Source organism: Lysinibacillus sp. FSL M8-0216, from assembly GCF_038595555.1.
GTDB lineage: Bacteria > Bacillota > Bacilli > Bacillales_A > Planococcaceae > Lysinibacillus > Lysinibacillus fusiformis.
The window spans coordinates 4603695-4626005 of record NZ_CP152007.1 but is presented as its reverse complement, the minus strand read 5'-3'; the positions used below and the strand labels follow the sequence as shown (position 1 = coordinate 4626005).

Below are 22311 nucleotides of genomic sequence, written 5' to 3'. Positions count from 1 at the left end.
AGGAATATTTCCTAATGAATATCGTTTTAATGGGTCTGCCAGGTGCTGGTAAAGGTACTCAGGCAGATAAAATTGTTGAGAAGTACGCGATTCCTCATATTTCTACAGGCGATATGTTCCGTGCTGCTATTAAAGAAGGTACAGAACTTGGCTTACAAGCTAAGTCGTTTATGGATCAAGGTGCTCTAGTACCGGATGAAGTAACGATTGGTATTGTTCGTGAGCGACTTGCTAAACCTGATTGTGAAAAGGGCTTCCTATTAGATGGTTTCCCACGTACTGTTCCTCAAGCTGAAGCTTTAGATAGCATTCTTGCTGATCTTGGTAAGGCAATAGAACATACTTTAAACATTCAAGTTGAAAAGGATGAGTTAATTGCTCGTCTTTCAGGTCGACGCATTTGTAAAACTTGTGGCGCATCCTATCATTTAGTTTTCAATCCTCCAGCTGAGGAAGGAAAATGTGATAAAGATGGTGGCGAGCTTTACACACGTGCCGATGATAATCCTGAAACGGTTGCGAACCGTCTGGAAGTTAATATGAAACAAGCACAACCTTTACTTGATTTCTATCAATTAAAAGGTGTGTTAACTAATATAGATGGACAGCAAGATATAAACAAAGTGTTTGCTGATCTTGATGCTCTTTTACAGGGCAGCCGCAGCTGATACCCGGCTCCGGGCGCAGAATACTGCTTCCGCGGGAGGCATGCGGGAGCAACAACGAAACATAATTTTTTTGAGAGTTGCAAAAGCATATTGTGCCCGGTATATATTTCTTCTAAAAAGTGCAACATATCTTTTGGAGGAGTATAATGGGTTTCGTGGAAGCATCTGTGTAACGGGTATGAATATCTCATCAAAGACATTCCGGTATTCGTGTAAACATGGGAGTTACAGTGCCCTTATAGGTTCTGGATATTCCGTGGATTGTGTGAAGCGAAACCAGACGAGCGTCTTTCAAACATCTCTCATACAATCCAAACATATGTTGAAACGAGGTTGCTTCTATAGTTGCAGCAGATATCCGTTTGATGTAACGATGAGAACTTTAATTTGCATATAGAGAGGAGACAGAGTAGATGGCGAAAGATGATGTAATTGAAGTCGAAGGGACAGTTGTTGAGACTTTGCCAAACGCGATGTTTAAGGTAGAATTAGAAAATGGACATGTGATTCTAGCACACGTATCTGGTAAGATTCGTATGCACTTTATCCGTATTCTACCTGGAGATAAGGTTACTATCGAGTTATCTCCTTATGATTTAACTCGCGGTCGTATCACATACCGTTTTAAATAATCTTTTGCGCTCCGGACTACTAAGGAGGTTAGGTTAGATGAAAGTGAGACCATCTGTGAAACCGATCTGCGAAAAATGTAAAGTAATTCGCCGACGCGGTAAAGTAATGGTAATCTGTGAAAATCCTAAACATAAACAAAAACAAGGTTAATTCTAAAGGAGGTGCACAACGTACATGGCACGTATTGCTGGTGTTGATATTCCTCGCGACAAACGCGTGGTAATTTCATTAACGTACATTTTCGGTATTGGTAAAACTACAGCTCAGAAAGTACTAGCTGACGCAGGTATTTCAGAAGATACACGCGTACGCGACTTAACTGAAGATGAGTTAAACAAAATCCGTGAACAATTAGATTCTTACAAACTTGAAGGTGACTTACGTCGCGAAACTTCATTAAATATTAAACGTCTGATGGAAATCGGTTCATTCCGTGGTATCCGTCACCGTCGTGGCTTACCTGTTCGTGGCCAAAATACGAAGAACAATGCGCGTACGCGTAAAGGTCCTCGTAAAACTGTAGCGAACAAGAAAAAATAATTGGTAAAGGAGGTTCCTTCTTAACATGGCTCGTAAACAACAAACTCGTAAACGTCGTGTGAAAAAGAATATCGAATCTGGTATCGCACACATTCGTTCTACATTTAACAATACAATCGTAACGATTACAGATATGCAAGGTAACGCTGTATCTTGGTCAAGTGCTGGTGCTCTTGGTTTCCGTGGTTCACGTAAATCTACACCATTCGCTGCTCAAATGGCTGCAGAAACTGCTGCTAAAACATCCCTTGAACATGGTCTGAAAACGTTGGAAGTAACTGTTAAAGGTCCTGGTGCTGGTCGTGAAGCTGCAATCCGTGCACTTCAAGCTGCTGGTTTAGAAGTAACTGCTATTAAAGACGTTACTCCAGTTCCTCATAATGGTTGCCGTCCGCCAAAACGTCGTCGCGTGTAATGGGTGCGTCTCATATTGTATGAGAACATCATTTTTTGTACAGACTGTCTTGTGCAGATAATAAACGATACGTCATTGACGATCGAATCTATGATGGAAAGAACCTATACATTCGATGTTTTGAAGGAGGGTAAATAAAATGATCGAAATTGAAAAACCAAAGATTGAAACGGTGGAGATCAGCGAAGATTCCAAGTATGGAAAGTTTGTTGTAGAACCGCTTGAACGCGGATATGGAAACACTTTGGGTAATTCTTTACGTCGTATCCTTCTGTCTTCATTACCAGGAGCTGCTGTCACGTCCATTCAAATTGATGGCGTTCTTCACGAATTCTCAACTGTAGAAGGCGTAGTAGAAGATGTAGCTTCAATCATTTTGAACGTGAAAAAACTAGCTCTTAAAATCTACTCTGACGAAGAAAAAGTTATTGAGATTGATGTAAAAGGCGATGGTACAGTTACGGCTGCTGACATTACACATGACAGTGATGTAGAAATTTTAAACCCTGATCTATATATTGCAACAATCGCTAAAAACGGTCATTTACGTATGCGTATGTACGCACAACGCGGCCGTGGTTACACTCCTGCTGATCAAAACAAACGTGAGGATCTTCCTATCGGCGTGATCCCGATCGACTCTATTTACACTCCAGTATCACGCGTCAATTTCCAAGTGGAAAATACTCGTGTAGGTCAGTCTTCTGACTACGATAAACTTTCTCTTGATGTGTGGACAGATGGCAGCATCGGTCCGAAAGAGGCGATTTCGCTCGGAGCAAAAATTTTAACCGAGCATCTTAACATCTTCGTTGGCATGACAGATGAGGCACAAACTGCTGAAATCATGGTTGAAAAAGAAGAAGATCAAAAAGAAAAAGTTTTAGAGATGACTATCGAAGAACTTGACCTTTCTGTTCGTTCTTATAACTGCTTAAAACGCGCTGGTATTAACACAGTACTAGAACTTGCGAATAAGTCAGAAGATGACATGATGAAAGTTCGTAACCTTGGACGTAAGTCACTAGAAGAAGTAAAAGCGAAGTTAGAAGAGCTTGGTTTAGGGTTACGCAAAGAAGACTAAGCGATTTAAACAAAACTAACAAGGTCAGATTTTTTTCTATAAAGGAGGGAAACATCCATGGGTTACAGAAAACTTGGTCGTACAAGTTCTCAACGTAAAGCGATGTTACGTGACTTAGCTACTGATTTAATCATCAACGAGCGTATCGAAACTACTGAGGCTCGCGCTAAAGAAGTACGTAAAGCTGTTGAAAAAATGATTACTTTAGGTAAGCGCGGAGATTTACATGCACGCCGTCAAGCTGCTGCATTCATCCGTCGTGAACTAGTAACAACGACTGATGCAGAAGGTAACGAATCAACATCATTTGCACTTCAAAAGTTATTTGATGATGTTGCACCACGTTATGCGGAGCGTCAAGGTGGTTACACTCGTATTCTTAAAGTAGGTCCTCGTCGTGGTGACGGTGCACCTGTAGTTGTGATTGAACTAGTTTAATCATAAGAGAAAACTTGTGGTGAAGAGGGTGGGAATCACCACCCTCTTTCTTTATAAATGATTTATACGACAAATAATTAAGCTGAGCGTTATGATGAGCGGACACTAAGGTGTGGCGTCTCGTTTAGCTCTCCGCACCTCATTCAGGAGAGATAAGGGCTTGAGCACCCTTATTTCTTGAAAATGTAACGACTAGCGCATTTCTATTGAATGAGGTGCGCGCTTTTTTATTACTAAGGATAGCGCCAATTTGTGGTGCTTTTTTTAATATATGGGTTTCGTGTTTTCCCCAATCACAGCATGACGAGATCGTTTCATTATTTTAGTATTTTACTTTTATCGACATAAGGATTGTAGTAGAATTCATACATAAAAAAGTGTAAGTTAGTTAGTAGAGCTGAGCATGTAGAGAGGAGTTCTAGAAATGCCTGAAATTTTATCTTTAAATAATGTGACTTTTTCATATACACCAGAAGAACCAACTAGTCGTAATGCTGTCGAAAATGTTAGCTTCGCCGTTGAAGAGGGAGAATGGATTGCTATAGTAGGACATAATGGTTCTGGAAAATCGACCATAGCAAAGTTGATGAATGGTTTGCTATTTCCTCAAAAAGGAGATGTCCGCATTTTACGAGAACCATTAAGTGAAGAAAACCTTTGGGAGTCCCGTTCTCTCATGGGTATGGTTTTTCAAAACCCAGACAATCAATTCGTCGGTGCAACCGTACAGGATGATGTTGCGTTTGCATTGGAAAACAACGGCGTGCCTTTTGAAGAAATGGTACAGCGTGTTCATGCGGCACTGGAACAAGTAAAAATGAGCCACTTTTTAGATCATGAGCCACACCATTTATCGGGAGGGCAAAAGCAACGTGTCGCGATTGCAGGAGCACTTGCGTTAAAGCCGAAGCTTCTTATATTAGATGAAGCTACTTCTATGCTAGATCCGCAGGGACGTGGAGAGGTATTACAAACTGTTCAAACTTTACGTGCTGAAACAGGACTTACTGTCCTATCCATCACCCATGATTTAGAAGAGGCGATGCTAGCAGATCGTGTACTCTTTATGAATGATGGGAAGAAGTTTGCAGAAGGTATCCCTGCTGAAATATTTGCTCTTGGGGACAAGCTAGTGGAATTTGGACTAGACTTGCCATTTGCACTAAAGTTATCAAAGCTATTGCAAAAGGAAGGTGTTCCATTAATGGGACAACATATGACAGAAGAAGAGTTGGTGAATGATTTATGGACATCAAACTTCAACAAGTAAGCTATGCTTATGCACAAGGGACGCCTTTTGAAAAACGGGCACTATTCGATGTAAAATTCGATATCCCATCACACACCTATCAAGCAATTATTGGTCATACGGGTTCCGGTAAATCAACTATTCTCCAGCATTTTAATGCGCTTTTAAAACCTACTTCAGGAGAAGTACATATCGGGGATCGTGTAGTTGTAGCCGGAAAAAAAGCAAAGGATTTAAAAGCTGTACGACAAAAGGTCGGCATCGTCTTTCAATTCCCTGAGCATCAATTATTCGAAGAAACGGTGTTAAAGGATATTATGTTTGGTCCCATGAACTTTGGCGTACCAGAAAAGGAAGCCGAAGATCGGGCACGAGAACTTGTCAGCTTAGTGGGGTTACCAGAAGACGTTCTAGATAAATCTCCGTTTGATTTATCGGGAGGTCAAATGCGTCGAGTAGCGATAGCAGGTGTTTTAGCGATGGAGCCTGAAGTAATTGTGTTGGATGAACCTACCGCAGGCTTAGATCCACGTGGTCAGAAAGAAATTATGGATATGTTTTATCAGCTTCATCAGGAACGTCACCTGACAACAATTCTAGTGACGCATAGCATGGAAGATGCTGCTCGATATGCTGATAATATTGTGATTATGCATGAAGGTAAAAATGTTTTAAGTGGAACACCGCGAGATATATTTAAGGATGTTGATACATTAAAGAGCTTCCGCTTAGAGCCACCACGCATTGTACGCTTTCAACAAAAGATAGAGCAAATGATGGGGAAACCCTTATCAAAAGTTTGCTTAACCGAAGAAGAACTTGCAGCTGAAATTGCTCAAGTGCTAGGAGAGGAGCGTGCGGAATCATGATGGAAAAAATGATTTTTGGACGCTACTTACCTGGAGATTCTCCCGTTCATAAACTGGATCCACGCTCTAAGCTAATCTTTGTTTTTGCTTTTATTATTATAGTATTTTTGGCCAATAATACAGTGACGTATGCTATGCTCTTGGCATTCACGCTTCTTGTTGTATTAATATCACGAATTCGCTTGTATTTTTTGATAAATGGTCTTAAACCGGTTCTCTTTTTAATGGCCTTTACCTTCTTGCTTCATATTTTTATGACGAAGGAAGGCGTTCCCGTTTTTGACTCGAAGTATATTACCATATACGATGAGGGGATTAGACGAGGGATTTATATTTCAGTACGTTTTCTAGTATTAGTATTTATAACATCTATCTTAACTTTAACAACGTCACCGATTTCCATTACAGACGGTATTGAAGTCCTTTTAAATCCTCTGAAGGTATTGAAAGTACCTGTCCATGAATTAGCTTTAATGATGTCGATTTCTTTACGCTTCATTCCAACTTTAATGGATGAAACAGATAAGATTATGAAAGCACAAATGGCACGAGGCTCTGATCTATCCTCAGGCCCAATAAAAGACCGTATTAAAGCTGTAGTGCCATTACTAGTACCTCTTTTTGTCAGTGCATTTAAACGGGCTGAAGATTTAGCCACAGCGATGGAAGTAAGAGGCTATCGCGGAGGGGAAGGGCGTACTAGATATCGTAGGCTAAAATGGGATATGGGTGATACATTTGCGCTTGTATTATTAGTAGCAATAGGTGTATTGCTATTCTTCTATAGAAGCTAAAGGAGTATGCTTTATGCGACGATTAAAAGTAATTATTAGCTATGACGGCACACTTTTCTCAGGCTATCAAGTACAGCCTGGGGAACGCACCGTGCAGGCAGAAATAGAACGTGTATTAGCCATTATGCATAAAGAGGAAAAGGTGAAGGTAACCGCAAGTGGACGTACAGATGCTAGGGTTCATGCAACAGGGCAAACATTGCATTTTGATACACCACTAGCCATTCCAGCTGACAAGTATCGCAAAGCTTTGAATGTGCAGCTCCCTAGAGATATTCGCGTAATGTCTGTAGAAGAAGTAGAACATGATTTTCATGCACGCTATAGTGTAACTGGGAAGCGATACCGTTATATTTGGTCCTGTGAGCCTATTCAAAATCCATTTAGGAGACATTATACAGTTGAGACAAACGGGGTCAAACCGGATGTAGTTGCCATGCAGAAGGCTGCTCAAGCTATCATTGGGACACATGACTTTTCATGCTTCTGCGCATCCAATACAAGTGTTCAGGATAAAGTAAGGACAGTAACCTCACTACAATTTGAGTGGCATGGGGAAGAGCTTCATATGGTTATTGAAGGCAGTGGCTTCTTATATAATATGGTGCGAATTATTGCAGGTACATTGTGGGAAGTTGGTATTGATCGCCGGACGATTGAAAATATAGCACTGGTAGTTGCTTCAGAAGATCGGGATAAAGCTGGAAAAACCGCGCCACCACAAGGTTTGTACTTAGAAAAAGTGTTCTATTAGTGTCACTTTCAACCTCGAAACAACTTTACCAGGTGTTTAATGAAATTGCTTGACTTTAAAAGTCATTCATTATATGATAACAGATGGTATTTTCATTACCACCACAAATAAGCCCCGAAAACTTATAGTGTAGTTTAATGAAAAATAACGGTAATCGAATCGATTAGGAGGATATATACATGCGTACAACATTCATGGCTAAAGGTCACGAAGTAGACCGTAAATGGTTAGTAGTTGATGCAGAAGGCCAAACTCTTGGACGTTTAGCTTCTGAAGTAGCTGCAATCTTACGTGGTAAACATAAACCAACATTCACACCAAACGTTGACACAGGTGATCACGTAATCATCATCAACGCTGACAAAATCCATTTAACTGGTAACAAATTAGAAGGTAAACTTTACCGTCACCACACTCAATTCGCAGGTGGTTTAAAAACTCGTACTGCTGGTGAAATGCTAGACAAGTACCCAACAAGAATGATCGAATTAGCAGTTAAAGGAATGCTTCCTAAAAACTCTTTAGGTCGTAAAATGTTCACTAAACTTAATGTTTACACTGGAACAGAGCATCCACATGCTGCACAAAAACCAGAAGCATACGAGCTTCGCGGATAATATAAATTAAGAGGAGGATATTACTTTGGCACAAGTTCAATACATCGGCACTGGTCGCCGTAAAAGCTCTGTAGCTCGCGTACGTTTAGTACCAGGTACAGGTAAAATTGTTATCAACAAACGTGAAATCGAAGAATACGTACCATTCGCTGCATTACGTGAAGTAATTAAACAACCATTAGTAGCTACTGAAACTACAGGAAGCTATGATATCCACGTAAACGTTAACGGTGGTGGATACACTGGTCAAGCTGGTGCTGTTCGTCACGGTATCGCTCGTGCTCTACTTCAAGTAGACCCAGATTTCCGTGCTGCATTAAAATCAGCTGGATTACTTACTCGTGATTCACGCATGAAAGAACGTAAAAAACCAGGTCTACGCGGCGCTCGTCGTGCACCTCAGTTCTCAAAACGTTAATTTCAAATTTTTCTATCAAAGACTCTTTCTACTTTTGTGGAAAGGGTCTTTTTGTATGAAAAGAGTAGCCATTATAAAAAGCAATCTTTGGAGTTGTTGTCCGAAGATTGCTCAATATTATTTCTGATGAAATTGTCGATGGAGCTGATGTACCCGTTCAGCTAGTTCAGGAGCTGGACCATCAATAGGTGTATCTCGAATCACTTCTTGAATAGATAAATGACGAACACGTCATGCAGTAGTGATGCCCATATCTTTCAACCATTGTGCAAGTTGTTTGGACGAGCTAGCATAAACAATTCTCCCTAAAACAACCCAACCCAACCATGTGCGCTGCACACATAGGGCAATGCTCACCGGAAGTATAAACCGTTGTGATACTTCTTTCCTTAGCGGACATATGTTTAGCTGCCCAACGTGCTAATGCAAACTCAGGATGTTGCGTATGGTCGCCACCAGACACATGATTTCGATCTTCGGCTAACACCTACCCATTCGCAGCTTATATTAACTCTTCCTAGAACTTTATGACTCAGCCTCTTTTAAAATTAACTCTATTTTATGAAAACCTAATTGTTTTGCATGCTGTAACGGTGTGACTCCATCTCTATCAGTAATATTCAAATTTGCCCCATAATCCACTAATAGTTGAACGATTTCTTGATGTCTCTCACCGCCATTCCCTAAAATGACGGCCTCCATTAAAGCTGTCCAATGTAAATTGTTAATATGATTGACATCAATATCTGAATGGTTCAAAAGGACACGAACTACTTCTACATGACCCCGTTCTGCAGCGGGGATAATGGCCACTCCTCCGAAGCGATTCGTCAATTTCGTATTGGCACCAGCAGCGATGGCTAGTTTCACGATTTCTAGAAAACCTGATGCCCCTGCATGAAGGAGTACATTTTCTAGATGATTATCTTGAATATTTATGTCCGCATCATGCTGAATAAGAGCCCTTACTGTTTCCACCTGATTATAATAAGTGGCTGCTAATACCGCTGTTCTGCCTAATTGATCGGTGGCATTGATATCGGCCCCTTCTTGTAGAAGTGTTAGGACTTTATCAGTTTCTCCATTCGCAGCGGCAATAACCAAATGATCGCTCATCTCTATCACCTTCTCTTTCCATATTATAAAAATATGGTAACACGTAACATCTTGCCCGAATAATATGAAAAAAATATACTACGCTTAGCTTTTACATATAGTAGAACACGTTCTTTAGTATATTTATAAAACGTTTAAATAGTCTTCTTAGCATAATAATTGTTAATTCTGCACAGATTTAAAATTATTAAAAATATTTTCGGATAAGTTTATGCTTTTTTAAGAAATTATTTAGAGGGAGTTTAACAATTCATTTTAATATAAATTATGAAAGCTACAGCAAGCCTTTCAAGAGATAGGCTGGTGTAACTAAAAAAATAAAGCAAAAATGGAGGTAAGTAGGTATGAAAAAATTATTGATTATATCTGTTGCAGCAATGGCACTACTTGCAGCATGTCAAGATAAGGAGCCTGCGAAAGGCAACACTACAAATAGTGAGGAAACAAAAACGGAAAGTGCAGCTACAGATAATACAACGAAAGAACAAGCACAGGAGGAACTAACAAAGGGTCAAGAAATGGCTACTATTCTTAGTGCTACAAACTGGCAAGGTACAAAAGTATACGATAAAGATAACAATGATTTAACTGAGGAAAACTCAAACTTTATTGGCTTGGCTAAATATGATGTGAAGACAGGTCATTACGAATTCTTTGATGCTACTACTGGTGAAAGTCGTGATGATAAGGGAACATTTTTCATTACAAATGATGGAAAACAAAGAATCTTAATTTCTGAGTCCAAAAATTATCAAGCGCTTGTAGAGATCACAGAATTAAACAAAGATATTTTCACTTATAAACGAATGGGCAAAGATGCTGCTGGAAACGATGTAGAAGTCTTTGTAGAGCATATCCCTTATCAGGAAAAAGAGCTTACATTTACAGATCCAGACAAAACTCTTAATGCGACTACAGGCGATATCGTAACTGATGTAGATGGTGATGAAATTTTAGCGAATACATTGTGGCAGGGCACAGTTGCTTTAGATGAAGATGGTAATGATGTAACCGAATTTAATTCAAATTTCATTAGTATTGCAAAATACGATGCAGAAACGAATAAATATGAATTCTTTAACCCTGAAACAGGCGAGAGTCGCGGCGACTATGGCTACTTTGACGTCATTCATGACAATAAAATCAGAGCTCACGTTTCACTTGGTGATAATAAATATGGTGTGGCTCTAGAAATTACTGAAATGAATGAGAAGAAGTTTACGTATAAACGAACAGGTAAAGATAAAGATGGAAATGAGATAACTGTGTTTGTTGAGCATGAACCATATGAAGGGGAATTTAAACCAGAATTTACACTGCAATAAAATTGTTTATCCTCCCTCTATATAAAATAAATTAAAAACTCTCAAGTTGAATACTTGTGAGTTTTTTTTTCTTTCTGGCATAGTTTATCCACTAACTTCGTACACTAAATGTAAAAGGGTGGTGGATATGGGTGAAGCGCTGGCTGGCACTAGGAGTAATTATGCTTATGAGTATAGTGTTCGTGGCATATGAAACAAATGCTTCGGACCGTAACTTCTTTTTACCAGACCCACTTGGTGGCATAAAAATTGTCATTGATGCAGGGCATGGTGGAGAGGATGGAGGAGCTTCAAAGGGCGAAGTCATTGAAAAGGATATTACACTTGCAATTTCACAGCATGTGGAGAAGAAATTGAAGAAGAAAGGCGCAACAGTCATCATGACAAGAACAAAAAGTGGTGATGTTATTGATGAACACGCGCCATCAGAAAAATATGGAACGTTAAGAGAGCGTAAAAAACAAGATATCTTTTTAAGAAAGGATATTGTAGAGAAAGAAAAACCAGATGTGTTTATTACCATTCATGCCAATGCTATTCCGGAAACAAAATGGCGTGGCGCACAGGTGTTTTATCATAAGGAAGGACATGCTGACGGTGAGATACTTGCAAAAAGTATTCAAGAGTCAATTCGTACTAATTTAAAAAATACAGACCGAGAAGCATTGTCTATTAAGCAGATTTATTTACTGAAAAAAGCAGAAGTACCTGCGGCATTAGTAGAGACAGGATTTATTAGTAATGATGAAGAGCGAGCATTATTAACAGATAAGAACTACCAAGAAAAAATGGCAGATGCAATTGTTGAAGGTATAGAAGAGTATCTATTAGCCAAAGTTGAGTAGAGCAACATCACAACGTAAATTAAATCATTTATGATATACTAACATGGAGAAAATATAAGGGGAGTGTTCGTCGTGATTACTGAACAACAAGTACGAGAAATACTAGGACAACTACAAGATCCATTTTTACATAAATCGCTTGCAGAAACAGATGGAATTACAAACGTAGCAATAAAAGAAGAAAAAAATCATGTCAGTGTAAAAGTTGCGATTGCTAAATTGAATACACCTGAACAATTACAACTACAAATGAAGATTGTTGAGTTGTTAAAAGAAGCGGGTGTAAATACGGTTGGTATTCGTTTTGAAGAGCTATCAGCAGAAAAGCTTCAAAGCTTCCGTGGCACAGCAACAGAATCTGAAGCACAGGATATTTTATCACCGCTTAGCACAGTTCAAGTGATTTCAATTGCTTCGGGTAAAGGTGGAGTAGGTAAATCTACAGTTTCGGTTAACTTAGCTGTTGCCCTAGCTCGTCTAGGCAAAAAAGTGGGCTTAATCGATGCAGATATTTACGGTTTTAGTGTGCCCGATATGATGGGTGTAACGGATATGCCTAAAGTAGTCGATAATCGTATTTTCCCAGTAGATCGCTTTGGTGTAAAAATGATTTCAATGGGCTTCTTTGTAGAAAATAATGCTCCTATTGTATGGCGTGGCCCGATGCTAGGTAAAGTATTAGATCAATTCTTCCGTGATGTAGAGTGGGGAGAGCTTGACTACCTATTATTAGATTTACCACCTGGCACAGGCGATGTTGCATTAGATATTCATCAAATGTTACCTTCATCAAAAGAGATTGTAGTCACAACGCCTCACCCAACAGCAGCATTTGTTGCAGCCCGTGCAGGTGCCATGGCTCTACAAACGGACCATGAAATTTTAGGTGTTATTGAAAACATGGCTTGGTTCCAATCGAAATCAGGTGAAAAAGAGTTTGTCTTTGGGCAAGGCGGAGGTCCTAAACTAGCAGAAGAGCTTCGTACGGAACTACTTGGCCAAATTCCACTTGGTCAACCAGATTGGACTGATGCTGATTTTGCACCATCTGTATATGCTGAAAACCATACTACCGGACAAATTTATTTAGACATCGCGACGACAATCATTGAAAAATTAAATAAATAATAAAAAACGGATTTCCATCCTTTTGGAGGAAATCCGTTTTTTTAATCCACAGTTATTCAGTGCCTTTTTGCTCCTTATCAGTGCTGCCACCGCTTCCACCACTTGCTTCTTTCTTATCGCCACTTCCAGATGAAGTTGTTTCGCCACTCTTTTTAATTAACTCTTGCCATTTTGATTGCATTAATGGGCTTTCGATCGTTTCCTTCACTACTTCCTCCATTTGCTTTCGCATATTGGATGATTTAAGGATAGTCTCTAGCTGTTTCTGCATATCAGGCTGTCCAAAAAAGGCTTCCATATCCTTTTGGAAAGTTGGATCTTTTATTAAATCCTTCATAATATCCTGTTGCTGTTTTTGCATACTTTTTGCAACGGTTTCCTTAAACTTTGGATCTTCAAAGGTTTTCTTCCAAAAGTCTTCAGCTTCCTTGGAAAGTAATGTTTCCTCAGTAGCTTTTTTCACTTCATCATGCTCTAAAATCAACAGCTCACGGAAACTTGGCTCTTCTAAAAGCTGTCGCAATGCCTTTTTACCGTCCTCTGTTTGTAAAGAGTCAATCATAATTTTTTTTATTTCATCATAGGACATAGTAGAGGATTTATCTTGTGAACAGGCAGAAAGAAATAGCATTAGAATCAGTAATAAGGTGAATTTTCGCATCAATAATCAGTCCTTTCTATAGATAGACTCTTTCAATTATTGTTCACATTTCTGATGACTTTATGTATTGGGAAAGATGAGAAATAGCTTTTTTAACAATGCATTGATAAAATAAGGACAGATATATTGAGAAATTGGGGGACTTTTAGTTGTGACGATACGAAATTGGGCAAAGTTTTTCTTCTTTGCAATGCTCGTTGGTGGGGTAGTCAACGGAGTTTTTAGTTTATTTATTCGCTGGGATTTCTTCCAACCATACATAGCAAATGGTCATTGGGGAGAATTTTTCGCTGGACTGTTATGGATGGTCTTCTTAGGATTTACAATGAGTGTTATTGCACAGGCTGGCTTTTTCGCTTATTTAACACTCCATCAAGTAGGTGTAAATATCTTTAGAACACTTACATTGTGGAATTGGGTGCAGCTTTTACTCATTGCAATTACTATTTTTGATATTATTTTCTTCCGTTTTGTACCTGGTGTAAAGGATGGACAAAGTTGGTTGTTTTATGTTGGATTATTAATCGTCCTCATTTTTGGAGCCATAGCTACGGCCGTTCAAAAAGTAAAGTTAACAGGGAAAAAACATGTATTCATTTCTGCTCTGTTCTTCATGATTGTCATTACAACTCTGGAATGGACAATTGCATTAATGGGTCGTGATGAAAATATCAATGAATACGTCGCGTTATTATTATTCCCGTTATTGGCGGTTAATGCATATCAATTACTAGTATTGCCAAAATATAATGCAAAATCCGATGAGGATCGTCAAAATTTAGAAGCACGTCGCAAAGCGCGCCAAGAACAAGCAAAAAATGCTTAAATGCAAAAAAAATTGCCTCCTACAAAATAGAGGCAATTTTTTTTATGGAGATTTTTTAGTTTGTACTTTATAGCCAAATATATTTTCCTCAATTGACATAAACTTATGTTGCTGTATTAAAGTATTAAGTTCTTTAAAAGTAATTGAGCTATCTTGGTGTAATGGAACAAAGACAAAGTCCCCTTTTTGGAGTTTTGGTGTTTTCTCACCCTGCCAAATAAGGGATGGAGATAGCAAATTCATTTGTTGCTGAAACAGAGATTTTTGTAAGTCTTGTGAATACTGGTGATTCCGAGTAGCAAACCAAAGTGGCTTTTCCTTGAAATATTGTTCATAAATATCTATATCCTTTTGTACAAGCTTAATGTTAATAGGTTCTTCTATTGAATCCTCTGGTCCAAGTAGTCCTGTAGGTAATTTCCGTTCTTGAATAATTTTTATATGGTCTGGGGAACGCTTGATCCAATCTGTATCTAGAAGAAGAAGCGGATAAGGCTCTTTTACCGTTTTAAGCCAATCCATTAGAGACTCATCAGAGAATGAAACCTCGACAATAAGAGATGTGCCGTAATGACCTTTTGTAACGACAACTGGTGCGTTCGCAATATTAAATACAGAAATCATTGTAGAATTTATAGGCTTTAGAAAAACAAAGAGAATTCCGATTAGAAGCAGTGAAATCAACGTTTTACGGATCATAATAATAACCTCATTTCTATTATTTTAAATAAAAAATAAGTCTCTTTAAAAAAACTTATGATTTAGTGTTGACTTTCATGAATAATCGATGTTATTATGTATAAGTCGCCAAGAGGTGACAGTGAAACAAACAACATGAACCTTGAAAACTGAACAAGCAAAACGTAATCAATAAAGTTTTTAGTAGCCAGCCTAGCTAGTGAACGAAACAAAATTTTGGACATCAAAATTGATGCCAGCAAAACAATTTGAGCTAATCAAATTTCTTTTATGGAGAGTTTGATCCTGGCTCAGGACGAACGCTGGCGGCGTGCCTAATACATGCAAGTCGAGCGAACAGAGAAGGAGCTTGCTCCTTCGACGTTAGCGGCGGACGGGTGAGTAACACGTGGGCAACCTACCTTATAGTTTGGGATAACTCCGGGAAACCGGGGCTAATACCGAATAATCTGTTTCACCTCATGGTGAAACACTGAAAGACGGTTTCGGCTGTCGCTATAGGATGGGCCCGCGGCGCATTAGCTAGTTGGTGAGGTAACGGCTCACCAAGGCGACGATGCGTAGCCGACCTGAGAGGGTGATCGGCCACACTGGGACTGAGACACGGCCCAGACTCCTACGGGAGGCAGCAGTAGGGAATCTTCCACAATGGGCGAAAGCCTGATGGAGCAACGCCGCGTGAGTGAAGAAGGATTTCGGTTCGTAAAACTCTGTTGTAAGGGAAGAACAAGTACAGTAGTAACTGGCTGTACCTTGACGGTACCTTATTAGAAAGCCACGGCTAACTACGTGCCAGCAGCCGCGGTAATACGTAGGTGGCAAGCGTTGTCCGGAATTATTGGGCGTAAAGCGCGCGCAGGTGGTTTCTTAAGTCTGATGTGAAAGCCCACGGCTCAACCGTGGAGGGTCATTGGAAACTGGGAGACTTGAGTGCAGAAGAGGATAGTGGAATTCCAAGTGTAGCGGTGAAATGCGTAGAGATTTGGAGGAACACCAGTGGCGAAGGCGACTATCTGGTCTGTAACTGACACTGAGGCGCGAAAGCGTGGGGAGCAAACAGGATTAGATACCCTGGTAGTCCACGCCGTAAACGATGAGTGCTAAGTGTTAGGGGGTTTCCGCCCCTTAGTGCTGCAGCTAACGCATTAAGCACTCCGCCTGGGGAGTACGGTCGCAAGACTGAAACTCAAAGGAATTGACGGGGGCCCGCACAAGCGGTGGAGCATGTGGTTTAATTCGAAGCAACGCGAAGAACCTTACCAGGTCTTGACATCCCGTTGACCACTGTAGAGATATAGTTTCCCCTTCGGGGGCAACGGTGACAGGTGGTGCATGGTTGTCGTCAGCTCGTGTCGTGAGATGTTGGGTTAAGTCCCGCAACGAGCGCAACCCTTGATCTTAGTTGCCATCATTTAGTTGGGCACTCTAAGGTGACTGCCGGTGACAAACCGGAGGAAGGTGGGGATGACGTCAAATCATCATGCCCCTTATGACCTGGGCTACACACGTGCTACAATGGACGATACAAACGGTTGCCAACTCGCGAGAGGGAGCTAATCCGATAAAGTCGTTCTCAGTTCGGATTGTAGGCTGCAACTCGCCTACATGAAGCCGGAATCGCTAGTAATCGCGGATCAGCATGCCGCGGTGAATACGTTCCCGGGCCTTGTACACACCGCCCGTCACACCACGAGAGTTTGTAACACCCGAAGTCGGTGAGGTAACCTTTTGGAGCCAGCCGCCGAAGGTGGGATAGATGATTGGGGTGAAGTCGTAACAAGGTAGCCGTATCGGAAGGTGCGGCTGGATCACCTCCTTTCTAAGGATATTTTCGGAATACAAACCTTGGGTTTGTAAGATTACGTTTTGCGTTCAGTTTTGAAGGTTCATTCTTCTGAATGAAATACTTCAAAACTTGTTCTTTGAAAACTGGATAAAACGACATTGAAATAGTAACAAACACATTTATTTTTTAAGTTTTTTTATAGGCTTAATAACATTAAAAGGTTTCAAGACACGAGCAGTTCTAGGAAGCAATCGAGTAAATGAAGGAGCGTACTTCAGTACGTGACTGATTGAACGAGTGAAGCTGACAACGAAATGCGATGTGTATTGAAAGCTGATAGGTTAAGTTATTAAGGGCGCACGGCGAATGCCTTGGCACTAGGAGCCGAAGAAGGACGGCACTAACACCGATATGCTTCGGGGAGCTGTAAGTGAGCTTTGATCCGGAGATTTCCGAATGGGGGAACCCACTACGTTTAATCGCGTAGTATCTTGACGTGAATACATAGCGTCTTGAAGGCAGACCCAGGGAACTGAAACATCTAAGTACCTGGAGGAAGAGAAAGAAAAATCGATTCCCTGAGTAGCGGCGAGCGAAACGGGAAGAGCCCAAACCAAGAGGCTTGCCTCTTGGGGTTGTAGGACACTCAATACGGAGTTACAAAAGAGCGAGTTAGATGAAGCGACTTGGAAAGGTCCGCCAGAGCAGGTAAAAGCCCTGTAGTCGAAAGTTCGTTCCCTCCTGAGTGGATCCTGAGTACGGCGGAACACGTGAAATTCCGTCGGAATCCGGGAGGACCATCTCCCAAGGCTAAATACTACCTAGTGACCGATAGTGAACCAGTACCGTGAGGGAAAGGTGAAAAGCACCCCGGAAGGGGAGTGAAAGAGATCCTGAAACCGTGTGCCTACAAGTAGTTAGAGCCCGTTAATGGGTGATAGCGTGCCTTTTGTAGAATGAACCGGCGAGTTACGATTACGTGCGAGGTTAAGCTTTAGAAGGCGGAGCCGCAGCGAAAGCGAGTCTGAATAGGGCGAAATAGTACGTGGTCGTAGACCCGAAACCAGGTGATCTACCCATGTCCAGGGTGAAGGTAAGGTAACACTTACTGGAGGCCCGAACCCACGCACGTTGAAAAGTGCGGGGATGAGGTGTGGGTAGCGGAGAAATTCCAATCGAACTTGGAGATAGCTGGTTCTCTCCGAAATAGCTTTAGGGCTAGCCTCGTGATGAGAATACTGGAGGTAGAGCACTGTTTGGACTAGGGGGCCATCCCGGTTTACCGAATTCAGACAAACTCCGAATGCCAGATATTTATACACGGGAGTCAGACTGCGAGTGATAAGATCCGTAGTCAAAAGGGAAACAGCCCAGACCACCAGCTAAGGTCCCAAAGTAATCGTTAAGTGGAAAAGGATGTGGCGTTGCACAGACAACCAGGATGTTGGCTTAGAAGCAGCCATCATTTAAAGAGTGCGTAATAGCTCACTGGTCGAGTGACGCTGCGCCGAAAATGTATCGGGGCTAAACGATTCACCGAAGCTGTGGATTGACATCTACGATGTCAGTGGTAGGAGAGCGTTCTAAGTGCGTTGAAGTCAGACCGGAAGGACTGGTGGAGCGCTTAGAAGTGAGAATGCCGGTATGAGTAGCGAAAGACGGGTGAGAATCCCGTCCACCGTATGACTAAGGTTTCCTGAGGAAGGCTCGTCCGCTCAGGGTTAGTCGGGACCTAAGCCGAGGCCGATAGGCGTAGGCGATGGACAACAGGTTGATATTCCTGTACCACCTCCTCACCGTTTGAGAAATGGGGGGACGCAGTAGGATAGGGTAAGCGCGCTGTTGGTTATGCGCGTCCAAGCAGTAAGGCGTGTGTGTAGGCAAATCCGCACACTGTAACGTTGAGCTGTGATGGCGAGTCCGTATGGACGAAGTTCCTGATTTCACACTGCCAAGAAAAGCCTCTATCGAGGTGAGAGGTGCCCGTACCGCAAACCGACACAGGTAGTCGAGGAGAGAATCCTAAGGTGTGCGAGAGAACTCTCGTTAAGGAACTCGGCAAAATGACCCCGTAACTTCGGGAGAAGGGGTGCTCTTGAGCGTGCAAGCGCATGAGAGCCGCAGTGAATAGGCCCAGGCGACTGTTTAGCAAAAACACAGGTCTCTGCAAAACCGTAAGGTGACGTATAGGGGCTGACGCCTGCCCGGTGCTGGAAGGTTAAGAGGAGTGGTTAGCGCAAGCGAAGCTGCGAATTGAAGCCCCAGTAAACGGCGGCCGTAACTATAACGGTCCTAAGGTAGCGAAATTCCTTGTCGGGTAAGTTCCGACCCGCACGAAAGGCGTAACGATCTGGGCACTGTCTCAACGAGAGACTCGGTGAAATTATAGTACCTGTGAAGATGCAGGTTACCCGCGACAGGACGGAAAGACCCCGTGGAGCTTTACTGTAGCCTGATATTGAATTTTGGTACAACTTGTACAGGATAGGTAGGAGCCAGAGATCTCGGAGCGCCAGCTTCGAAGGAGGCGTCGGTGGGATACTACCCTGGTTGTATTGAAATTCTAACCCATGCCCCTTAGCGGGGCAGGAGACAGTGTCAGGCGGACAGTTTGACTGGGGCGGTCGCCTCCTAAAAGGTAACGGAGGCGCCCAAAGGTTCCCTCAGAATGGTTGGAAATCATTCGTAGAGTGTAAAGGCACAAGGGAGCTTGACTGCGAGACCTACAAGTCGAGCAGGGTCGAAAGACGGGCTTAGTGATCCGGTGGTTCCGCATGGAAGGGCCATCGCTCAACGGATAAAAGCTACCCCGGGGATAACAGGCTTATCTCCCCCAAGAGTCCACATCGACGGGGAGGTTTGGCACCTCGATGTCGGCTCATCGCATCCTGGGGCTGTAGTCGGTCCCAAGGGTTGGGCTGTTCGCCCATTAAAGCGGTACGCGAGCTGGGTTCAGAACGTCGTGAGACAGTTCGGTCCCTATCCGTCGTGGGCGTAGGAAATTTGAGAGGAGCTGTCCTTAGTACGAGAGGACCGGGATGGACACACCGCTGGTGTACCAGTTGTCTTGCCAAAGGCATCGCTGGGTAGCTATGTGTGGACGGGATAAGTGCTGAAAGCATCTAAGCATGAAGCCCCCCTCAAGATGAGATTTCCCATTACGCAAGTAAGTAAGATCCCTCAAAGACGATGAGGTAGATAGGTTCGAGGTGGAAGTGTGGTGACACATGGAGCTGACGAATACTAATCGATCGAGGACTTAACCAAAAAAGTTTGAAACATTCAATGAACCGTTTATCCAGTTTTGAAAGAATAATTTCTTTTATGAAGGGTTTCAAGATACGAGTAGTTCGAGGAAGCAATAGAGAGAGGGAAGGAGCGTACTCAAGTACGTGACTGACTGAACGACAGAAGCTGACGAAGAAATGCGATGTATATTGAAAGCCGACTATAGTCTAGTGATGATGGCAAAGAGGTCACACCCGTTCCCATACCGAACACGGAAGTTAAGCTCTTTAGCGCCGATGGTAGTTGGGGGCTTCCCCCTGTGAGAGTAGGACATCGCTAGGCGCAAAAAGTCGCTACTGATACACTCAGTAGTGGCTTTTTTTCTGTCTAAAATTCTAAAAAGTAGATAAAGTAAGGAGGCATTTCTTTGAATGAAATGCCTCCTTACTATTTTAGACAGTTGCTGCTCGTAGTTCGATACGACGAATTTTCCCAGATGTTGTTTTTGGTAACTCATCGATAAAGACAATACTACGAGGATATTTATAAGGAGCCGTCAGTGCTTTTACATGCTCCTGTAGCTCCTTGATTAGTTCTTCTTCATTGTGTCCCTTATAGCCATCTCGTAAGATTACGTAGGCTTTGACAATATGCCCCCTAATTTCATCTGGAGCAGCTACCACAGCACACTCTTGTACAGCATCATGTTTGTTTAAGGCATCTTCCACTTCAAATGGACCAATCGTATAACCAGATGAAATAATAATATCATCGCCCCGACCTTCAAACCAGAAGTAACCATCTTCATCACATTTTGCTTGATCACCTGTAATGTACCATTCACCGCGGAATGCCGCTTGTGTGCGCTCAGGCTCACGATAATACTCTTTAAACAAGGCTGGCGATGATTTGTGTATCGCAATATCGCCAACCTCGCCAACAGGTGCCTCATTGCCTTCATTGTCGATAATACGTACAATATTACCTGGAGTTGGGACACCCATGGAACCAGGTCGTAGCTCCGTGTTTTCCAAAGTACCAATGAGTAATGTATTTTCAGTTTGACCATAACCATCGCGGACTTTTAAACCAAAGTGATTCTTAAATGTTTCAATGACTGGTCGATTTAATGGCTCACCAGCAGAGACAGCACTACGAAGAGAAGATAGATTATAGTCTTTTAAATTCTCAAGTTTCGCCATGATACGATACTCAGTTGGGGTGCAGCAAAGAACATTAACCTTTTCATCCTGCAACAGTTGAAGATATGTTTTTGCATCAAATCCACCATGATAAACAAAGGCAGTAGCTCCCAACATAATAGTAGATAGGAACGGGCTCCAAATCCATTTTTGCCAGCCTGGAGCTGCAGTTGCCCATACTAAGTCTCCTTCACGTACACAAAGCCACTGTGCAGCCGCTGTTCGAATATGTGCATAGCCCCAGCCATGAGAATGGACGACGCCTTTAGGCTTACCTGTTGTTCCAGAAGTATAAGAAAGGAAGGCCATGTCATCGCGTTTAGTAGCAACAGCCGTAAATGTATTTGGCTGAGAGCTAGCCAATTCATCTAAAGAAGTCCAATCTCCTGTAGCTGTTCCGATGACCATTTTGTTTTTTAAAGCATCGACAGAAGACGAAATTTTGTCTACTTCACTAGTAAATACTTCATAGGCGATAACGGCACTGGCAGAAGAATGCTCCATACGATACTCTAAATCACTTGCGCGCAACATCTCTGAACAGGAAATAGGAACAATACCCGCTTTTAAACAGCCTAGGAAAACAAAATAGGCCTCAGGTAGGCGAGGAATAATAACTAATACACGATCTCCTTTTTGAAGCCCCTTCTTCGTAAAGGCATTCGCGTATTGATTCATTTTTTGAACAAGTTCTACGTAAGTAACGGTTTGTCTCTCTTGTTGTGTATTTAACCAACGTATAGCTTGGCGTTCACTATCTTGCGAAAACTTTTCTAATTCCTCTGTGATGTTATAAACATCCGGTGCAATTAAATCCTCTATTACCATTTGAACATTCCTCCCCCTAAAATGATAGAAAATTCATAAAACTATTTTTATTTTAACAATTGCAATAATATACAGCAAGAATATTTAATACACAAAATAGAAATTTTAGATTTAATAGAGAACTATTATACTTTCTAAGTACTATTTAAGAAATTCTCGACAAAAAAATATAATATTTTACACAAATA

Annotated in this window: 21 protein-coding genes, 3 rRNA genes and 2 pseudogenes; 21 read left to right on the top strand and 5 right to left on the bottom strand. The window is 41.7% G+C overall.

From position 1 onward, the window contains the following. The first annotated feature begins 14 nt into the window (after positions 1 to 14). The 14 genes and pseudogenes from MKX57_RS23085 (at position 15) to rpsI (ending at position 8479) form a co-directional block, all read left to right on the top strand. On the top strand, positions 15 to 668 hold the full coding sequence (locus MKX57_RS23085) for an adenylate kinase (protein WP_008181705.1): 654 nt from the start codon (positions 15 to 17) through the stop codon (positions 666 to 668). Between the two features lie 249 nt (positions 669 to 917). Continuing rightward, positions 918 to 995 (top strand): annotated as a pseudogene (locus MKX57_RS23080) (type I methionyl aminopeptidase); the annotation flags it as partial. Positions 996 to 1081: 86 nt separating this feature from the next. Continuing rightward, on the top strand, positions 1082 to 1300 hold the full coding sequence (infA, locus tag MKX57_RS23075) for a translation initiation factor IF-1 (protein ID WP_004233690.1): 219 nt from the start codon (positions 1082 to 1084) through the stop codon (positions 1298 to 1300). A gap of 37 nt (positions 1301 to 1337) precedes the next feature. Beyond that, entirely contained in the window at positions 1338 to 1451 is a 114-nt protein-coding gene (gene rpmJ / locus MKX57_RS23070; protein WP_000868344.1) for a 50S ribosomal protein L36, read from the top strand. 24 nt (positions 1452 to 1475) lie between these two features. Next, the gene (gene rpsM / locus MKX57_RS23065; RefSeq protein WP_004233729.1) at positions 1476 to 1841 is read left to right on the top strand and encodes a 30S ribosomal protein S13; all 366 of its coding nucleotides are present in this window, start codon (positions 1476 to 1478) and stop codon (positions 1839 to 1841) included. Positions 1842 to 1866: 25 nt separating this feature from the next. Further along, entirely contained in the window at positions 1867 to 2256 is a 390-nt protein-coding gene (gene rpsK, locus MKX57_RS23060; protein ID WP_004233731.1) for a 30S ribosomal protein S11, read from the top strand. A 139-nt stretch (positions 2257 to 2395) separates the two neighbouring features. After that, on the top strand, positions 2396 to 3340 hold the full coding sequence (locus MKX57_RS23055) for a DNA-directed RNA polymerase subunit alpha (RefSeq protein ID WP_004233733.1): 945 nt from the start codon (positions 2396 to 2398) through the stop codon (positions 3338 to 3340). A 57-nt stretch (positions 3341 to 3397) separates the two neighbouring features. Further along, the gene (gene rplQ, locus MKX57_RS23050) at positions 3398 to 3778 is read left to right on the top strand and encodes a 50S ribosomal protein L17 (protein WP_008181938.1); all 381 of its coding nucleotides are present in this window, start codon (positions 3398 to 3400) and stop codon (positions 3776 to 3778) included. 424 nt (positions 3779 to 4202) lie between these two features. Continuing rightward, positions 4203 to 5048: an energy-coupling factor ABC transporter ATP-binding protein gene (locus MKX57_RS23045; protein ID WP_036121589.1), complete on the top strand. Its 846-nt coding sequence runs from the start codon at positions 4203 to 4205 to the stop codon at positions 5046 to 5048. After that, entirely contained in the window at positions 5024 to 5896 is an 873-nt protein-coding gene (locus tag MKX57_RS23040) for an energy-coupling factor ABC transporter ATP-binding protein (protein WP_008181920.1), read from the top strand. Before MKX57_RS23045 ends, MKX57_RS23040 begins: the two co-directional genes overlap by 25 nt. Then, on the top strand, positions 5893 to 6690 hold the full coding sequence (locus tag MKX57_RS23035) for an energy-coupling factor transporter transmembrane protein EcfT (protein WP_008181921.1): 798 nt from the start codon (positions 5893 to 5895) through the stop codon (positions 6688 to 6690). Before MKX57_RS23040 ends, MKX57_RS23035 begins: the two co-directional genes overlap by 4 nt. Before the next feature lie 13 nt (positions 6691 to 6703). After that, positions 6704 to 7444: a tRNA pseudouridine(38-40) synthase TruA gene (gene truA, locus MKX57_RS23030; RefSeq protein ID WP_090002638.1), complete on the top strand. Its 741-nt coding sequence runs from the start codon at positions 6704 to 6706 to the stop codon at positions 7442 to 7444. Between the two features lie 179 nt (positions 7445 to 7623). Next, positions 7624 to 8061: a 50S ribosomal protein L13 gene (gene rplM / locus MKX57_RS23025; protein ID WP_004233742.1), complete on the top strand. Its 438-nt coding sequence runs from the start codon at positions 7624 to 7626 to the stop codon at positions 8059 to 8061. Between the two features lie 25 nt (positions 8062 to 8086). Continuing rightward, positions 8087 to 8479 (top strand): 30S ribosomal protein S9, encoded by a 393-nt coding sequence (gene rpsI / locus MKX57_RS23020; protein ID WP_004233744.1) that lies wholly within the window; start codon positions 8087 to 8089, stop codon positions 8477 to 8479. A gap of 117 nt (positions 8480 to 8596) precedes the next feature. On the opposite strand, the pseudogene MKX57_RS23015 reads toward rpsI, so the two are convergent. Together MKX57_RS23015 and MKX57_RS23010 are read right to left on the bottom strand one after the other, a co-directional pair. Then, positions 8597 to 8990 (bottom strand): annotated as a pseudogene (locus tag MKX57_RS23015) (nucleoside deaminase); the annotation flags it as partial. A gap of 14 nt (positions 8991 to 9004) precedes the next feature. After that, on the bottom strand, positions 9005 to 9595 hold the full coding sequence (locus tag MKX57_RS23010; protein ID WP_089986387.1) for an ankyrin repeat domain-containing protein: 591 nt from the start codon (positions 9593 to 9595) through the stop codon (positions 9005 to 9007). Between the two features lie 377 nt (positions 9596 to 9972). Between MKX57_RS23010 and MKX57_RS23005 the strand changes: the two genes are divergently transcribed. The 3 genes from MKX57_RS23005 to MKX57_RS22995 all read left to right on the top strand — a co-directional run bounded on the left by MKX57_RS23005 (position 9973) and on the right by MKX57_RS22995 (position 12893). Next, positions 9973 to 10920 carry a DUF4822 domain-containing protein gene (locus MKX57_RS23005; protein ID WP_043989974.1) on the top strand — a complete coding sequence of 316 codons (948 nt, stop codon included), beginning with the start codon at positions 9973 to 9975 and terminating at the stop codon, positions 10918 to 10920. Between the two features lie 131 nt (positions 10921 to 11051). Continuing rightward, on the top strand, positions 11052 to 11765 hold the full coding sequence (locus MKX57_RS23000) for an N-acetylmuramoyl-L-alanine amidase (RefSeq protein ID WP_008175554.1): 714 nt from the start codon (positions 11052 to 11054) through the stop codon (positions 11763 to 11765). A gap of 72 nt (positions 11766 to 11837) precedes the next feature. Beyond that, complete coding sequence (locus tag MKX57_RS22995; RefSeq protein ID WP_043989963.1) at positions 11838 to 12893, top strand: P-loop NTPase; 1056 nt, start codon at positions 11838 to 11840, stop codon at positions 12891 to 12893. 52 nt (positions 12894 to 12945) lie between these two features. On the opposite strand, the gene gerD is transcribed toward MKX57_RS22995, so the two are convergent. Further along, positions 12946 to 13554 carry a spore germination lipoprotein GerD gene (gerD, locus tag MKX57_RS22990; protein WP_043989959.1) on the bottom strand — a complete coding sequence of 203 codons (609 nt, stop codon included), beginning with the start codon at positions 13552 to 13554 and terminating at the stop codon, positions 12946 to 12948. A 151-nt stretch (positions 13555 to 13705) separates the two neighbouring features. Here gerD and MKX57_RS22985 point away from each other — a divergent pair, with 151 nt between their 5' ends. Further along, complete coding sequence (locus MKX57_RS22985) at positions 13706 to 14380, top strand: KinB-signaling pathway activation protein (protein WP_090002636.1); 675 nt, start codon at positions 13706 to 13708, stop codon at positions 14378 to 14380. A 42-nt stretch (positions 14381 to 14422) separates the two neighbouring features. On the opposite strand, the gene MKX57_RS22980 is transcribed toward MKX57_RS22985, so the two are convergent. Continuing rightward, complete coding sequence (locus MKX57_RS22980) at positions 14423 to 15079, bottom strand: hypothetical protein (RefSeq protein WP_090002635.1); 657 nt, start codon at positions 15077 to 15079, stop codon at positions 14423 to 14425. Positions 15080 to 15346: 267 nt separating this feature from the next. On the opposite strand from MKX57_RS22980, the gene MKX57_RS22975 reads away from it, so the two are divergent. The 3 genes from MKX57_RS22975 to rrf all read left to right on the top strand — a co-directional run bounded on the left by MKX57_RS22975 (position 15347) and on the right by rrf (position 20435). Next, positions 15347 to 16898: ribosomal RNA gene (locus MKX57_RS22975) — 16S ribosomal RNA — on the top strand. A gap of 306 nt (positions 16899 to 17204) precedes the next feature. Next, positions 17205 to 20132: ribosomal RNA gene (locus MKX57_RS22970) — 23S ribosomal RNA — on the top strand. Between the two features lie 187 nt (positions 20133 to 20319). After that, a 5S ribosomal RNA gene (gene rrf, locus MKX57_RS22965) occupies positions 20320 to 20435 on the top strand. The 16S, 23S and 5S rRNA genes sit together here, the layout of an rRNA operon. A gap of 110 nt (positions 20436 to 20545) precedes the next feature. Here rrf and MKX57_RS22960 read toward each other — a convergent pair. Next, positions 20546 to 22123, bottom strand: a complete 1578-nt coding sequence (locus MKX57_RS22960) for an acyl--CoA ligase (protein WP_089987407.1) — start codon at positions 22121 to 22123, stop codon at positions 20546 to 20548. Between the last annotated feature and the right edge of the window lie 188 nt (positions 22124 to 22311).